The sequence below is a fragment of the Delftia sp. WSY_10 genome (assembly GCF_043104705.1).
Classification (GTDB): Bacteria; Pseudomonadota; Gammaproteobacteria; order Burkholderiales; family Burkholderiaceae_C; genus Comamonas; species Comamonas tsuruhatensis.
Genome location: NZ_JBICKY010000019.1, coordinates 279054 through 294829, shown reverse-complemented (window position 1 = coordinate 294829; position 15776 = coordinate 279054). Strand labels below are relative to the sequence as shown.

The following is a 15776-nucleotide window of genomic DNA, read 5'->3' as shown; positions in this document are numbered from 1 at the left end:
CCCGCCCCTGCTTTCATTCCCGCGAAGTCCGCCCTTGTGATTGGCGAATGGCGCGGTGCGGCGTTTGCCGGCATCCTTGGTCCCGACTTCTTTCCAACGAACACTGAACGGGGACGACAGGCCATGGCGCAGAAAATGATGCAGGACAAGGTAGTGGTGGTGACGGGTGCCGGCGGCGGCATCGGGCGCGACATGGCGCTGGCCATGGCGGCCGAGGGCGCCAAGGTGGTGGTCAACGACATCGGCACCTCCACCACGGGCGAGGGCACGGACGCCGGCCCGGCCCAGAAGGTGGTCGATGAGATCAAGGCCGCAGGCGGCCAGGCCGTGGCCAACACCGACAGCGTGGCCGAGGCCGCCAGCGCGGGCCGCATCGTGCAGTGCGCCGTGGACAGCTTCGGCCGCATCGACGGCGTGGTCAACAACGCCGGCATCCTGCGCGACCGGTTCTTCCACAAGATGAGCCTGGACGAGTGGGACGCCGTCATCAAGGTCCACCTGTACGGCAGCTACTACATGAGCCGCGCGGCCGCCAACCATTTCAAGGAGCAGGAAAGCGGCGCCTTCGTGCACATGACCTCGACCTCGGGCCTGATCGGCAACCTGGGCCAGGCCAACTACAGCGCGGCCAAGCTGGGGCTGACGGCCCTGTCCAAGTCCATTGCGCTGGACATGCAGAAGTTCAACGTGCGCTCCAACTGCATCGCGCCGTTCGCCTGGAGCCGCATGATCGGCTCCATCCCCACCGACACGCCCGAGCAGCAGGCGCGCGTGGCCAAGATCCAGCAGATGACGCCCAACAAGATCGCCCCGCTGGCCGTCTACCTGCTGTCCGACGCGGCCCGCGACGTGAACGCCCAGGTCTTCGCCGTGCGCAACAACGAGATCTTCGTCATGAGCCAGCCGCGCCCGCTGCGCTCGGTGCACCGCAGCGAGGGCTGGTCGCCCCAGTTCATTGCCGAGCACGGCATGCCTGCGCTCAAGGCGTCGTTCGTGCCGCTGGACCGGTCTGCCGACGTGTTCAGCTGGGATCCTGTTTGAACGACACCCCCTGAGGCGCTACGCGCCTTCCCCCTCTCTACTCGCTTCGCGAGGGAGGGGGACGACACCCTCGGTGCGGGGCTGCCCTTCCTCGGTGTCCCTGAGTCGGGCCGCGCCAGTTGCGAGGGTTGAAGCGCGCCAGCGCAATCAAACACTGAGAGGAACCGTGATGGCCATCAGCTATCAGCACTTGAAACAGCGCCCCTTCGAGCCCGTGCGCCAGCACTATGGCGAGCGCGACACCATGCTCTATGCATTGAGCCTGGGCCTGGGCAGCGATCCGCTGTGCGCCGACGCCCTGCCCTTTTTCTACGAAGGGGCGCCGGGCGGGCTGCGCGCCCTGCCCTCGCAGGCCGTGGTGCTGGGCTACCCGGGCTTCTGGGCGCGCGAGGCCGATACGGGCATCGACTGGGTGAAGCTGCTGCATGGCGAGCAGCGCATGCGGCTGCACCGTCCGCTGCCGGCCAGCGCCGACGTGGTGGGCCACAACCGCATCACGCACCTGACGGACAAGGGCGAAGGCAAGGGCGCCATCATGGTCACCGAGCGGCGCCTGGAGACCGCCGGCGGCGAGCTGTTGGCCACCGTGCAGCAGGTCAGCTTTCTGCGCGGCGATGGCGGCTACAGCCTGCTGGACGGCGGCCAGCCCAGCGACGCGCCCCTGGCGCCGCTGCGCCCCACGCCGGAGGACCGCGCGCCCGACTTCACCGACACCCAGGCCATACGCCCCGAGGCCGCGCTGCTGTACCGCCTGATGGGCGACTACAACCCGCTGCATGCCGACCCGGCCGTGGCGCGCAAGGCCGGTTTCGAGCGGCCCATCCTGCATGGCCTGGCCAGCTACGGCCTAGTGGCCCATGCCGTGCTGCGCCAATGCGGCGACCGCAATCCCGCGCGCCTGAAGGCGCTGGATGTGCGCTTCACCGCGCCCGTCTATCCCGGGGAGACCCTGGTCACCGAGATCTGGCGCACGCCCGACCAGCCCTGCCAGCTGCAGTTGCGCGCCCGCGTGCTCGAACGCGACAAAGTCGTGCTGAGCCACGGCTACGCCGAACTCGCCTGATGCACGGCGGCCTCGCAAGAGGCCGCTCCTTCCCCCTGCCCTGGAGTTCCCATGAACACCTCCCCCGTATTGACCTCCGTCCAGGACGGCATAGGCACGATCACGCTGAACCGGCCCGAGGCCCGCAACGCGCTCAACCAGGCCATGCGCCCGGCCCTGGCCGCCGCCGTGGCGCAGATGCGCGATGACGCGCAGGTGCACACCGTCATCCTCACGGGCGCGGGCGGCGCATTCTGCTCGGGCGGCGACATCAGCCAGATGATGGATGCCAGCCAGGCCGGCCTGCCCTGGCGCCAGCGCATGCGCAGCCTGCACCAGTGGTTTCCCGAGCTGGTCAACCTCGAAAAACCCGTGATCGCCGCCGTGGACGGCCCGGCCTTCGGCGCGGGCCTGAGCCTGGCGCTGGCCGCCGACTTCGTGCTGTGCACGCGGCGCGCGAAGTTCTGCGCCGTGTTCGGCCGCATCGGCCTGGTGCCCGACCTGGGCGCCATGCACATGCTGCCGCGCATCGTGGGCCTGCAAAAGGCCAAGGAGCTGGTCTTCACCGCGCGCACCGTGCAGGCCGAGGAAGCCAGGTCGCTGGGCATGGTCTACGAGATCGTGGAAGACGGCGAGGCCCTGCAGGCCGCCGCCGTGGCACTGGCGCGGCGCTTCGGCGAGGCATCCACGGCCGCCATCGGCATGGCCAAGACGGCCATGAACCAGGCCTTCGAGCTGGACGCACGCGCCATGGCCGAGCTGGAAGCCTATGCCCAGACGATGTGCCGTGGCTCGGACTACCACCAGGAGGCGGTGCAGCGCTTCAAGGACAAGCAGCCCACGCGCTTCGACTGGGACCGCGCGCCATGAGCGTGCTGTCGCCGGACGCCCTGCAAGAAAGGCTGCAGGCCCTGATCCACCCCGGCGACACCCTGTGGTGGGGCCAGGCCACGGCCGAGCCTCTGACGCTCACGCGCGCCGTGGTCGCGCAGCGCCATGCACTGGCTCGGCACGGTGGCCAGGGCCGGCTGCGCGTCTTCGTGGGCATGGGCGCATCGGACACCCTGCAACCGGCGCATGCCGACGCCATCGACTTCTTCGGCTACGCGGCCGGCGGCCCCCACCGCGCGCTGGCCCAGGCGGGCGTGCTGGACATCCTGCCCAGCCACTACTCCCACCTGCCCGGCCTGATCGACGAGGGTCTGCTGCCTGCCGACGTGGTGCTGCTCCAGGTCTCGCCACCCGATGCACAGGGCCGCTACAGCCTGGGCCTGGTCCATGAATACCTGCCGGCCGCCATACGCAAGGCGCGCGTGCTGATCGGCGAGGTCAACCCCGCCATTCCGTGGACGCACGGCAGCCTGCACCTGCAGGCCGGCGACTTCGCCCTGCTGGTCGATGCCGAACACCCTCCGCCGGACCAGGCGCGCAGCGCGCCCGGCCCTGCCGAGCAGGCCATTGCCGGCCATGTGGCCGCCCTCATCGAAGACGGCGCCACGCTGCAGGTGGGCGTGGGCAACCTGCCCGAGGCCGTGCTCGCCGCCCTGCACGGCCACCGCGACCTGGGCCTGCACAGCGGCGCCGTGGGCGACGGCATTGCAGCCCTGGCCGAAGCCGGCGTGCTGACCCACGCGCGCAAGAGCCAGGACCGCGGCGTGGGCATCGGCGGCATCCTCATGGGCGGCGAATCGCTCAGGCGCTGGGCCCACCGCAACCCCGCCCTGCAACTGCGCGAGACGCGCTACACGCACGACCCCGAGGTGCTGGCCGCCAGCCACCGGCTGGCTGCCATCAATTCGGCGGTGGAGGTGGACCTCACGGGCCAGATCAACTCCGAGGTGGCAGGCGGCGTCTACGTGGGCGCCGTGGGGGGCGCCGTGGACTTTCTGCGCGGCGCGGCACGCAGCCGCGGGGGCCTGCCCATCATCGCCCTGCCCGCCACGGCCAGGGGGGCCACGCGCATCGTTGCGCGGCTGTCCGGCCCCGTCAGCACGCCGCGCAGCGACGCCGGCCTCATCGTCACCGAACACGGCGTGGCCGACCTGCGCGGCCAGACGCTGTCGCGCCGCGTGAAACGGCTGATCGACATCGCGGCGCCGGAGCACCGCGCCGACCTGGAACAACAGGCACATACCCTGCTGCGCCAATGCGGCGCAGCCTTTTCCTGATCCACTGATCCACTGATTCCCAAGGAGACAACACCATGCGCAGAGCCGCCATCGTCACCCCCCTTCGCACGCCCGTGGGCACCTTCGGCGGCAGCCTGCGGCCGGTATCGGTCGAGGAGCTGGCCGCCACCACGGTGCGCGCCGTGGTCGAGAAAAGCGGCATCGACCCCGCACGCATCGACGACGTGGTCTTCGCCCAGTCCTACGCCAGCAGCGAGACGCCCTGCGTGGGCCGCTGGGCCGCGCTGCAGGCCGGCCTGCCGGTGACGGTGCCGGGCATGCAGCTGGACCGGCGCTGCGGCGGCGGCCTGCAGGCCGTGGCCACGGCGGCCATGATGGTGCAAAGCGGCGCCGCCGACGTGGTGATCGCAGGCGGCGTGGAGAGCATGAGCAACATCGAGTACTACAGCACCGACATGCGCTGGGGTGCGCGCTCGGGCAATGTGCGCTTCTACGACCGCCTGGACCGCGGCCGCGAGCGCTCCCAGCCCGTGGAGCGCTTCGGAAAGATCTCGGGAATGATCGAGACCGCCGAGAACCTGGCGCGCGACTACGGCATCAGCCGCGAGGCAGCCGACGCCTATGCCGTGCGCAGCCACCAGCGCGCCGCCGCCGCCTGGGAGGCGGGCCGCTTCGCCGACGAGATCGTCCCCGTCAAGGTGCCCCAGCGCAAGGGCGACCCCGTGCTGTTCACGCGCGACGAAGGCTTTCGCGCCGACGCCACCACCGACAGCATGGGCAAGCTGCGCGTGCTCATGCCCAATGGAACGGTCACGGCCGGCAACGCCAGCCAGCAGAACGACGCCAGCGCCGCATGCCTGATCGTGGCCGAGGACAGACTGGCCGAACTGGGCCTCACCCCCATGGCCACCCTGGTGGGCTGGGCCGCCGCAGGCTGCGAGCCCTCGCACATGGGCATAGGCCCCGTGCCCGCCGTCAAGAAGCTGCTGGCGCGCCTGAACCTCACGCTGGACCAGATGGACCTGGTCGAACTCAACGAAGCCTTTGCCTGCCAGGTGCTGTCCGTACTCAAGGGCTGGGAGTGGAACGACCAGGGCGCCATAGACCACAAGCTCAACGTCAACGGCTCCGGCATCTCCCTGGGCCACCCCATAGGCGCCACCGGCGTGCGCATCCTGGCCACCCTGCTGCACGAGCTGGAGCGCCGCAAGGGCCGCTATGGGCTGGAGACCATGTGCATCGGCGGCGGCCAGGGGATCGCGGCGGTGTTCGAGCGGGTGTGAGGAACCCGTCATGTCGACACGTCCAGTGAATCTGAGCCAGCAGCAACATCGAATCGTCGAAGCTCAGACCCAAGCGACCAAGCTGGAAGCGCTACGGCAAGCGGCTATGCGGGGGTGGGCGGATGTCGCCTCGGGTCACTACATTGACGTGCCGGATGAAGACTTTGACCTCTTTATCGCGGATCTGGGAAGGCAGGCAGCCAGCCGAATCAAGGCTGGTGCCTGACGGCGGCCTCCTCAATCCGCCCGCGCTCCCGACGCCTTCACGATCTCTTCCCACTTGCGGGCTTCGGCCTGGATGTAGCGCGCGAACTCGGCGGGCGTGGAGCCCACGGGCTCGGCGCCCAGGCGGCGGTATTGCGCGGCGATCTGGGGTTCGGCAAGCACGCGGCGGGACTCGGTCCACAGTTTCTGCACCACGTCCTGGGGCGTGTTCTTCGGCGCCCACAGTCCGTACCAGGTGCTGGTGCGAAAGCCGGGCATGCCGGCCTCTTCCATGGTGGGCACATCGGGCAGGGAGGGCGAGCGACTGGCCGAGGTGACGGCCAGCGCACGCAGCCGGCCCGAGGCAATGAAGGGCATGGCCGAGGGCATGGAGTCGAACATGAGCTGGATCTGCCCGCCCATCAGGTCGGTCAGGGCCGGCGAGCTGCCCTTGTAGGGCACATGCTGCATCTGCGCGCCGGTCTTCAAGCGGAACAGCTCGCCCGACAGGTGCTGTGACGACGCATTGCCGGCCGAGCCGAAGTTCACCTGTCCCGGATGGGCCTTGGCCCAGGCGATCAGTTCCTGCACATTGCGCACCGGAAGCTGGCTGCCCACGACCAGCACCAGGGGCACATCGACCAGCTGCGTGACCGGCTCGAAATCGCGGAAGGCGTCATAGGGCGCGCTGGCATAGACGTAGGGGTTGATGACGTGGATGGAGGCGTTGACCAGCAGCGTGTAGCCGTCGGCCGGCGCCTTGGCCACCAGGGCCGCGCCGACCATGCCGCTGGCGCCGGCCTTGTTGTCCACCACCAGGGGCTGGCCCAGCGCCTCGCCCAGCCGCGTGGTGACCACGCGCCCGACCACGTCGGTAGGCCCGCCCGGTGGATAGGGCACGACGACGCGGATGAGCGCCTTGGGATAGCCCTGGGCCCCGGCGGATGGCTGCGCGCCTGCCGTTCTCCATGCGGCCAGCGCCGCAGCGGCGCCCAGCAGGGTGCGGCGGGAAAGCGCGGGGCCTGTGCGTTGCGTTGTCATACCTTGTCTCCTTGAATGGCGAGTGCGAGCTTGCCGGTCACGTTGCGGCCGTGCAGCGCATCCAGCGCAGCCGGCAGTTCATGCATGTCGAAGACCTGGCTGACCTGGGGATGGATGCATCCCCGGGCAGCCCAGTCGAGCAGCGTGGCAATGACGGGCTGCAGCTGCGCCGCGAAGGCCTGGCGTTCATCGGCCGGCGTCCAGCCGATGTAGCGGCCGTAGAAGAAGCCGTGCAGCGTGAGGTTCTTGACCAGGGCCAGGTTCATGGGCACGGCGGGAATGGTGCCGCTGGCAAAGCCCACGCTCAGCAGTTGCGCGTTCTGCGCAGCGGCGCGCAGCGCCTGCAGCAGCAGATCGCCGCCCACGGGGTCGAAGACGACGGAGGCGCCCCGGCCCTGGGTTGCCTGCTTGATCTGTGCGGCCAGGTCCTGCGGCGCCACGGCCTGGCGGGCCCCGCGGCGCAGCGCATCGGCGCGCTTGGCCTCGGTGCTGGCGCAGGCGATGACCTGCACGCCGGGCGTCTGCCGGGCTACTTCCACCGCCGCGGCGCCCACGCCGGACCCGGCGCCCAGCACCAGCACCACATCGCCTTCCTGCAGGCGCGCGCGCCAGTGCAGGGCCGTGTAGGCCGTGCCGTAGGACAGGGGAATGGGCAGGGCCTGCAGCCAGGGCATGCCCGCAGGCAGGCGGTAGACGGTGGACGCATGCACCACCGTTTCCTGCGCAAAGGCACCCCAGTCGGCAATGAAGGCCACGGCATCGCCGGGCTGCAGGTGCTGCACCGCGCTGCCGCATTCCAGCACGCGCCCCACGCCTTCGGTGCCGGGCACGAAGGGCAGCGGCGGGCGCCGCTGGTAGCGGCCCTCGATCAGCAGGCCCGTGGCGTGGCTGACGTTGGCGTAGGCCACGGCAATCCGCGCCTGGTGCGCGCCCAGGGGCTGGCCGGGCCGGTCCATGGACTGCAGGCGGACCACCTCGTGCGGCGCGCCGAATTGATGGCAGACCAGAGCCTGCATGGAGGTGTCCGGGGAGGTGTCCGGGGAGGCAGGTGTGAACGTGGATGTGGAAGCGCTCATGCCATGACCTCCTGCGCGCACTGGTGCACCACGCCGCTGGCCATCCATTGCTCCATCTCCTGCGGCGTGCAGCCGGCCTCGGCCAGGATCTGGCGCGTGTGCTCGCCCGTGCGCGGCGCGGCGCCAAGGGATGCACCGGAAGCTGCTGCGTCTGCCGGCCAGGGTGAAGCCGCATACAGCAGCGGCCCGAACCCGGGCTGCGCCAGCGTGGCGAACGATGCGCGGTGCACGGCCTGGGGATGCGCCACCACGTCGGCCAGCGTGCGCACGCCCGCATGCAGGGCGCCCTGCGCTGCCAGGCGCTGCTCCCAGTGGGCGCGCGGCTGCTGCGCCAGCAAGGCCTGCAGCCCGGCATGCAGGACATGGCGGTGGGCCATGCGGCCCGCATTGGAGGCAAAGCGCGCGTCCTGCAGCCAGTGCGGCAGGTCCAGCGCGCGGCACAGCCGCTCGAACTGGTCGTTGTTCAGGGCCAGCACGGTGATGAAGCCATCGGCCGTGGCGAACACGCCGTTGGGGGCGCTCACGCCTTCGGCGGGCAGGCCGCCGCGCAGCGTGTCTTCGGCCAGCACCGTGGATTGCAGGGCGCAGCAGACCTCGAACAGATTGAGCTCCACATGGCGCCCGCGCCCGCTGCGCGCCTTGCCCAGCAGGGCCGCCGTGCAGGCCTGTGCGGCGTAGACGCCGGCTGCGATGTCGGCCAGCAGCAGACCCACGCGCTGGGGCTGGCCCTGCGCGTCGCGGTTGCTGGTCATCAAGCCCGTGTCCGCCTGCATGACGGAGTCGGTGGCGGGCCGGTCGGCATACGGCCCCGTGGGTCCGTAGCCGCTGATGGAGACGTACACCGGGTCCAGGCCGGCCGCGCGCAGGCTGTCGTAGTCCACGCCCATGCGCTGCACGACCTGGGGGCGGAAGTTCTGCACCACGATGTCGGCCTCGCGCGCCAGCCGCAGCAGCAGCGCGCGCCCCTGGGCCTGGCGCGCATCGACGGCAATGCTGCGCTTGCCCGCGTTGTAGGTGGCCGACAGGCTGCTGTGCCCATCGCGCGAGATGCCCACGTGGCGCGCCCAGTCGCCTTCGGGCGGATCGACCTTGATCACCTCGGCGCCCTGGCGCGACAGCAGGTGGGTGCAGTAGGGGCCGGCCACGCCCTGGCTCAGATCGAGCACACGGTAGTGCGCCAGGGGCGCCGGCGGCGCGGTTTGCAAAGCTTCTTGGTTCACGGTCTGCGGCCTTTCGCCATGGTTTCCTCCATGCTAGGGAGGCAGGGCTGGCGCCACAATCCTCGCCAGCAGGCCAGGCCTGGTGACTCCCGATCAACAATGGCCGGCCCCGGCCCTGCAAAGAATGCCGAGATGGACCTGAACCTGTGCCGCGTCTTCATCGACATCGCCGAGGCCAAGAGCCTCACGCGGGCGGCCGAGCGCGGCGGCATGACGCGCTCCAACGTCTCGCGCCGGCTGCGTGCGCTGGAGACCGAGATGGGCACGCAGCTGCTGCGCCGCACCACGCGCAATGTGGAGCTCACCCAGGCCGGCCAGCTGCTGTACCGGCGCTGCCTGGCCATGATGGAGGAGCTGCAGCGCGCCCGCGATGCCATCCACCAGTTGCGCTCCACCGTGAGCGGCGAGGTGGGCGTGCGCGTGCCCACCGGCTTCAGGCATTTCTATCTCAAGCCGCTGATCCTGGGCTTTTGCCGCGAGCATCCCGACATCCGCCTGCGCCTGCTGATCAACGACCAGATGGCCGACCTCGTGGCCTCCAAGGTCGATCTGGCGGTGCAGATCACCTCCGCGCCGCTGGACGATCTGGTGGCCACGCGGCTGTGCGATGTGCGCTGGAACTTCGTGGCCACGCCCGCCTGCCTGCAGGCGCTGGAGCAGTCGCTGGGCCGGCCCCTGCGCGCGCCTGCCGACCTGCTGCAGGCCCGCCTCATCCTGCCGCTGGCCATGGGCGGCAGGCTGGCCTGGCTTACAGGCAGCGGCGACGATGGCGTCGCCGCTGCCCTCGATGTGCTGCCCTCGCTGCAATCGGGCGACTACCGCCTGCTGTACGACGCCGTGCTGGACGGCCTGGGCCTGGCCCTGCTCCCGGACTACGTGACCTCGGCCGCGCTGGCCGGCGGCACGCTGGTGGCCGTGCTGGACCAGGTGGTGTTCTCCGGCCTGGGCAATGCCATGTACCTGGTGCGCATGCCCGACCGCCAGCCCACCATGGCGGCCCGCGCCTTCCAGCAGTTCCTGCGCGAGGCCATCGTCACCGCCGCACCCAGCTGGCAGGCGGGCGCCGAAGAGGCGGGTGCGGACCTGTCTTCCTAGGACGTCCTAACAGCCGGCAAACCCCGGCTTAGGCAAAAGCAGATTCCCAAGAAGCGCCGGCGTGCGCACCATTGCCTGCATGTCCGGCGCAGACCGGGCGCGCCGCCGTGCAGGCCACGGCAGCGCTTCATTCATCTTTTGCAGGAGACATGCACATGCCCGCCCAACACCGCCGCAAGGCCCTGGCCACCCTGGCCCATGCCCCGCTTCTGGCGTCCCTGGTGACCGCCCTGGCCACCCTGAGCGCCCTCCCCGCCGCCGCGCAGGACGCGCAGCCCGTGCGCCTCATCGTGGGCTACTCGGCCGGAGGCCCCGTGGACCAGGGCGCCCGCCTGCTCAGCGTGGCGCTGACCAAGGAGCTGGGCGCCTCGGTGGTGGTGGAGAACAAGCCCGGCGCCAACGCCACCATGGCCGGCAGCGAGGTCGTGCGCGCCAGGCCCGACGGGCTGACGCTGTGGTTCGCGGCCAGCCCCACCATCACCATCAGCCCCAACGTGATGAGCAAAATGTCCTTCGACCCGGCCCGTGATCTCACGCCCGTGGCGCCCGTGCTCAGCTACTACAACGTGCTGGTGGTCAACAACAACGAGCCCTACAGGACCACGGCCGAGCTCGTGGCCTATGCCAAGGCCCATCCGCAAAAGCTCAACTACGGCTCGGCCGGCGTGGGCGGCTCCAACCACCTGGGCGCGCTGCTGTTCGCGCGGCGCAGCGGCATCGAGATGAACCACATCCCCTACAAGGGCAACGCACCGGCCATGACCGACGTGATCGGCGGCCAGCTGAGCATGATGCTGGACATCATCAGCACCGCCAGCAGCTACATCCAGGGCGGCAAGGTGCGGGCCATCGCCGTCACCTCGCCGCAGCGCAATGCGTCCCTGCCCGATGTGCCCACCTTTGCCGAGTCCGGCATCGAAGGCCTCAAGGGCTTCGACGTGGGCGGCTGGTATGGCGTCTATGGGCCCAAGGGCATGTCGCCCGAACTCGTGGCCCGCCTGAACAAGTCCATCAACGCCGCCCTGGCCCAGCCGGAGCTGCGCAAGCGCCTCAAGGAACTGGGCTACGAAGAGTGGACCGGCGCACCCCAAAAACTGGCCGAGCGCGGTGCCAAGGAGCGCGCCATGTGGGCCACCGTCACGCAAGGCATTGTGGTGGACTGAGGGATACGCGGAGCATGAGTCAACGAATACACCATCTGCTGGACCGCTGGCTGGCCGAAGCGCCGCAGCGTCCCTTCATCCACCTGCCCGACGGCAGCAGCCTGAGCTTTGCCGACCTGGGCGCGCTGGCGGACACGGCCGAGGCCGAGCTGCGCGCGCTGCAGGTGCGGCCCGGCGACCGCGTGCTGGTCGTGGCCGAGAACTGCCCCGAGCATGCGGCGCTGATCCTGGCCTGCAGCCGCGTGGGCGCCTGGTCCTGCGGCGTGAACGCACGCATGGCGCCCGGCGAGATCGATGCCTTTGCGGCCAAGGCCGACGCCCGCGTGGTGTATTTCACCTCGGCCGCATCGGACAGCGCCAGCGGCCACGCGCGGCGCTTTGGCGCAGGCGACTCGGCCCTGGCCGGCATGCAGCACAGCCCCGTGCGCGCTGAGGCCGTGGCCGAATCCGGTGCGCTGCAGGACGAGGTGGCGGCGCTGATCTTCACCTCGGGCACCACGGGCACGCCCAAGGGCGTGATGGTGGGGCATGAGGCGCTGACGCTGTTCGCGCGCGTCTCGGCCGCATCGCGCGGGCTGGGTCCGCAGGACCGCAGCTACGCCTTCGTGCCCATGACCCACATCTTCGGGCTGGGCACGGTGCTGCTGGCCTCGCTGCATGCGGGCGCGCAGATGGTGATGCGCCCGCAGTTCGACCCAGCCGACCTGCTGGATGCGCTGGCGCGCCACGGCATCTCGCAGTTGCAGGGGCCGCCTGCGCTGTACGCGCGCCTGCTGGCCCATCTGCAGGAGCAGGGCATTGCACACCCTCAGGCGCCGGCGCTGCGCTATGTCTACACAGGCGCAGGCCCGCTGGACCTGACGCTCAAGAAACGCGTGGAGGCCGCCTTCGGCCAGGCGCTGCACCATGGCTACGGCCTGTCGGAATACGCAGGGTCGGTCCACCTCACGCGACAGGGCGAGCAGCGGCCCGACACCAGCGCCGGCTACGTGGTGGAAGGCGCCGAGGTGCGCGCCGTGGACCCGGCCACGGGCCGGCCCCTGCCGGTGGGCGAGCGCGGCGAGCTGTGGATACGCGGGCGCGGCCTGATGCACGGCTACTTCCGCGATGACCAGGCCACGGCCGCCGTGATGCGCGAGGGCGGCTGGTACGCCAGCGGCGACCTGGGCGAGCTGCATGCCGACGGCGCGCTCTTCGTGGTGGGGCGGCTCAAGGAAATGATCATCCGCTCGGGCTTCAACGTGTATCCGGCCGAGGTGGAACTGGCGCTCAACGAGCTGCCCGGCGTGCAGCGCAGCGCCGTGGTCGGCCGCCCCGAAACCGATGGCAACGAGGAGGTCATCGCCTTCGTCGAGCTGCAGCCCGGCGCCACGCTGGACAACGCTGCCGCGCGTGCCCACCTGCGAGAACGGCTGGCGCCCTACAAGCTGCCCGCCCGCATCGTGCCCCTGTCCGAGCTGCCCACCAGCCCCAACGGCAAGGTGCTCAAGCGCCTGCTGCAGGAACAGGCGCTGCGCGTTTGAGCCAACACGCCCGCTGAATCGTTGCGCCGGTGCCACTGCCGGTGCAACCTTTCACCCTCCCTGCCCTGAATCCCGACGCGCGCCAAGGCCATCGCCGTCGGAAACCCTTATCTGCGGCATCGATGCAACACCCCTACGCCAAGCGTGGCGCAGGCCTTGCACCCCTTCTTTCATGATGTAAAACTATGGAACTTAATATCTCGATAGTTTAAAAAGATTCATTAACTGAACGCTTGCCAGGCCCGGGCTGCAGGCAGCCGCAGTGGTGCACATCCCATGTGCCTGCTCACGTCTGCAAAAAGACAAGCCCCATTTCCGCAACCATTTGAATCAAGCGAATGAAAAAAATCCTCAATCTGATTTTCGGAGGTATTTTCCTGATCGCTGCCAGCTTGGTTCATGCGGCCTGGCCAGACCGGCAGATCACGCTGGTTGTACCTTTCCCGGCAGGCGGTGGCACCGATATCGTGGGGCGCATCATCGCCAAGGAGCTTGCACAACGCCTGCGCGTCAACGTGGTGGTGGAAAACCGCCCTGGCGCCTCGGGCAACATCGGTGCGCGCCAGGTCTCCAAGGCCCGTCCCGATGGATATACGCTGCTGATCTGCTCCACGGCCCAGACCATCTCGGGCGCGCTGTACACGCAGGCCGGCTATGACGTGGTCAACGACCTCGAAGCCATCTCCACCATCAACGACGGTCCTCTGGTGCTCATCACACGCCCGGGCCTGAAGCTGGCGTCGGTGCAGGACCTGATCGAGCTGGCGCGGCGCAGCCCCGGCAAGCTGACCTATGCCACGCCGGGCTACGGCAGCGCGGGCCACATGGCGGCCGAGGCCCTGAGCCTGGCCGCCGACATACGCATGCTGCACATTCCCTACCAGGGCGCCGCGCCCATGATGAGCGACCTGGTGAGCGGCCAGGTCGATATCGCCTTCGACCTGCTGATCACGGCCAAGCAGTATGTGCACCAGGGCAAGGTCAATCGCGTGGGCGTGGCCACGCGCGAGCGCTCGCCCCTCATGCCCGACTGGCAGACGCTCAGCGAGCAAAGCCCGGCCCGGCTCGGCAATTTCAACGAGACCTCATGGAATGTGCTCATGGCACCCAAGGGCACGCCGGCCGCGATAGTGAACGCCATCAATGCACAGATGAAAAATATCCTGACCGACGAAAAGGTGCAGAAGAAATTCATGGAGCTTGGCAGCATTCCCCTTTGGAAATCCGTGGACAGCACCAAGGCATTCGTATCCGACGACGCCAGAAAATGGAGAAAGGTGGTCAGTGATGCCGGTATCGCGAAAATCTGAAATACCCCCTTCGCCGCAGAAACTGGCAGGGCCCGATGTCAATGCGCTGCACGAATTGCTCAATGCGCTGAAAAAGCACGGCATCGACATCCCCTTCGAGCGGCTGGGACCCATCCTGGCGGAGCACCAGTTGCTGATGGAGCACCGCGGCCTCGTCAACGAACTGGCGCATGAGGCGGGACCCTCGCAGATCCACACCACCATCTCCCGTCAGAGCAAGCATGAGCGGCAGTCCTGAACTTTCGATACGACAGATGGCCAGCGCGCTGCGCGCCGGCAAGACCACTTCGGAGATGCTGACCCGGGCGGCGCTGGGACGCATCCGCGCCATGGACATCGACATCCATGCCTTCACCAATCTCGATGCCAGCGGTGCCATGGAGGCTGCGCGCAACGCAGACATGGCGCGCGGAGAAAGCGCCGATCTGCCGCTGCTCCACGGCATTGCCGTGGCCATCAAGGACGTCTACGACGTGGCCGGCCTGCCGACCACCTGCCAGTCCTGGCTGAGCCTGGACTATGTGCCCGAAGACGATTCCACGCCGGTGCGGCGCCTGCGCGATGCGGGCGCCGTCATCCTGGGCAAGCTGGCCACGCACGAGTTCGCCATCGGCGCGCCCAGCCCCGACCTGCCGTTTCCCGCAGCCCGCAACCCCTGGGACCTGGCCCATATCCCGGGCGGATCGTCGTCGGGCTCGGGCGCCGCCATTGCGGCAGGCTTCACGCGGCTGGCCCTGGGCACCTGCACGGGCGGCTCCATCCTCATACCGGCCGCCTGGTGCGGCGCCGTGGGGCTGAAACCCACCTACGGCCGCGTCTCCAAGCACGGCGTGTTCCCCCTGGCCTGGACGCTGGACCACTGCGGCCCGCTGTCGCGCAGCGTGGAGGATGCGGCCATCGCGCTGCAGGTGCTGGCCGGGCACGACCCGCTGGACCCGGCCAGCTCCACCGAACCCGTGGACGACTACTGCACGGGGCTGGAGCAGGGCGTGAAGGGCCTGACCATCGGCGTGCCGCAGGACCACTTCCAGTCGTCGCCCCAGGCGTCGCCCACGTTCCTTTCGGCCTTCGACCGCACGGCCGCGCTGCTGGCCGAGGCCGGCGCCCGTCCCATCCACGTGAGCCTGCCCCACAGCCAGCAGTTCCTGGCGGCCGGCCGCGTCATCCTCAGTGCCGAGATGTTCACCATCCATGCGCAGGACCTGCGCTCGCGCCCGCTGGACTATGGCGAGCTCACGGCGGCGCGGCTGCTGCTGGGCGCCACCGTGTCCTCGGAGGACTACCTGAACGCCCTGCGTGTGCGCCGCATGCTGGCGGCCCGCGTGGACGCTGCGCTGGACCGCTGCGACGTGCTGCTGACCGCCATCACCCTGGATACGGCGCCGCGCTTCGACCCCATGCCGCATTTCCGCCACTGGCCGGTACAGACCCATGCCTTCAACGTGACCGGGCACCCGGCCGTCAGCGTGCCGGTGGGCCTGTCACCCCAGGGCCTGCCGCTGGCCGTGCAGGTGGTGGGACGCTACTTCGACGAGGCCCGCATCCTGCAGGTGGCCCGGGCCATCGAGCGGCTGACCGGCTGGGAAAACCAGCTGCTGCCCGACGGCACCTGACCGCCGTGCTTGGCTCGGACACAGCCGCCGCAGCAG

General features: G+C 69.5%; 15 protein-coding genes. 12 read left to right on the top strand and 3 right to left on the bottom strand.

Annotated features, from left to right (window positions below; genetic code table 11):
* Positions 1-123: 123 nt before the first annotated feature.
* From ACF8ML_RS10160 to ACF8ML_RS10135, 6 genes are all read left to right on the top strand, one after another.
* Positions 124-1041, top strand: coding sequence for an SDR family NAD(P)-dependent oxidoreductase (locus tag ACF8ML_RS10160; protein WP_016452187.1), 918 nt, complete (start codon positions 124-126; stop codon positions 1039-1041).
* A gap of 169 nt (positions 1042-1210) precedes the next feature.
* Positions 1211-2104 (top strand): MaoC family dehydratase, encoded by an 894-nt coding sequence (locus tag ACF8ML_RS10155; protein ID WP_016450245.1) that lies wholly within the window; start codon positions 1211-1213, stop codon positions 2102-2104.
* 51 nt (positions 2105-2155) lie between these two features.
* A complete protein-coding gene (locus ACF8ML_RS10150) occupies positions 2156-2953 on the top strand; it encodes an enoyl-CoA hydratase/isomerase family protein (protein WP_012202133.1) in 798 nt (265 codons plus the stop codon).
* Positions 2950-4251: an acetyl-CoA hydrolase/transferase family protein gene (locus tag ACF8ML_RS10145; protein ID WP_074921219.1), complete on the top strand. Its 1302-nt coding sequence runs from the start codon at positions 2950-2952 to the stop codon at positions 4249-4251. Before ACF8ML_RS10150 ends, ACF8ML_RS10145 begins: the two co-directional genes overlap by 4 nt.
* Before the next feature lie 35 nt (positions 4252-4286).
* Positions 4287-5495, top strand: a complete 1209-nt coding sequence (locus ACF8ML_RS10140) for an acetyl-CoA C-acetyltransferase (RefSeq protein ID WP_013800084.1) — start codon at positions 4287-4289, stop codon at positions 5493-5495.
* Between the two features lie 10 nt (positions 5496-5505).
* A complete protein-coding gene (locus tag ACF8ML_RS10135) occupies positions 5506-5721 on the top strand; it encodes a hypothetical protein (RefSeq protein ID WP_052151677.1) in 216 nt (71 codons plus the stop codon).
* Between the two features lie 11 nt (positions 5722-5732).
* On the opposite strand, the gene ACF8ML_RS10130 is transcribed toward ACF8ML_RS10135, so the two are convergent.
* From ACF8ML_RS10130 to ACF8ML_RS10120, 3 genes are read right to left on the bottom strand one after another with little or no spacing between them, the layout of a single operon-like run.
* Positions 5733-6740, bottom strand: a complete 1008-nt coding sequence (locus tag ACF8ML_RS10130) for a Bug family tripartite tricarboxylate transporter substrate binding protein (RefSeq protein WP_392407069.1) — start codon at positions 6738-6740, stop codon at positions 5733-5735.
* Complete coding sequence (locus ACF8ML_RS10125) at positions 6737-7756, bottom strand: NADPH:quinone oxidoreductase family protein (protein ID WP_392407108.1); 1020 nt, start codon at positions 7754-7756, stop codon at positions 6737-6739. Before ACF8ML_RS10125 ends, ACF8ML_RS10130 begins: the two co-directional genes overlap by 4 nt.
* Positions 7757-7812: 56 nt before the next feature.
* Positions 7813-9036, bottom strand: a complete 1224-nt coding sequence (locus ACF8ML_RS10120; RefSeq protein WP_207442545.1) for a CoA transferase — start codon at positions 9034-9036, stop codon at positions 7813-7815.
* Positions 9037-9135: 99 nt separating this feature from the next.
* Here ACF8ML_RS10120 and ACF8ML_RS10115 point away from each other — a divergent pair, with 99 nt between their 5' ends.
* From ACF8ML_RS10115 to ACF8ML_RS10090, 6 genes are all read left to right on the top strand, one after another.
* The gene (locus ACF8ML_RS10115; RefSeq protein ID WP_392407068.1) at positions 9136-10131 is read left to right on the top strand and encodes a LysR family transcriptional regulator; all 996 of its coding nucleotides are present in this window, start codon (positions 9136-9138) and stop codon (positions 10129-10131) included.
* Positions 10132-10286: 155 nt separating this feature from the next.
* Complete coding sequence (locus ACF8ML_RS10110) at positions 10287-11294, top strand: tripartite tricarboxylate transporter substrate binding protein (RefSeq protein ID WP_047218579.1); 1008 nt, start codon at positions 10287-10289, stop codon at positions 11292-11294.
* A 14-nt stretch (positions 11295-11308) separates the two neighbouring features.
* Positions 11309-12817: a class I adenylate-forming enzyme family protein gene (locus ACF8ML_RS10105; protein WP_392407067.1), complete on the top strand. Its 1509-nt coding sequence runs from the start codon at positions 11309-11311 to the stop codon at positions 12815-12817.
* 467 nt (positions 12818-13284) lie between these two features.
* Positions 13285-14127, top strand: a complete 843-nt coding sequence (locus ACF8ML_RS10100) for a tripartite tricarboxylate transporter substrate binding protein (RefSeq protein ID WP_252978257.1) — start codon at positions 13285-13287, stop codon at positions 14125-14127.
* The gene (locus ACF8ML_RS10095; RefSeq protein ID WP_026062708.1) at positions 14105-14365 is read left to right on the top strand and encodes a hypothetical protein; all 261 of its coding nucleotides are present in this window, start codon (positions 14105-14107) and stop codon (positions 14363-14365) included. The genes ACF8ML_RS10100 and ACF8ML_RS10095 overlap by 23 nt, the downstream gene beginning before the upstream one ends.
* Positions 14349-15740 (top strand): amidase, encoded by a 1392-nt coding sequence (locus ACF8ML_RS10090; RefSeq protein ID WP_046987214.1) that lies wholly within the window; start codon positions 14349-14351, stop codon positions 15738-15740. The genes ACF8ML_RS10095 and ACF8ML_RS10090 overlap by 17 nt, the downstream gene beginning before the upstream one ends.
* Positions 15741-15776: the final 36 nt, after the last annotated feature.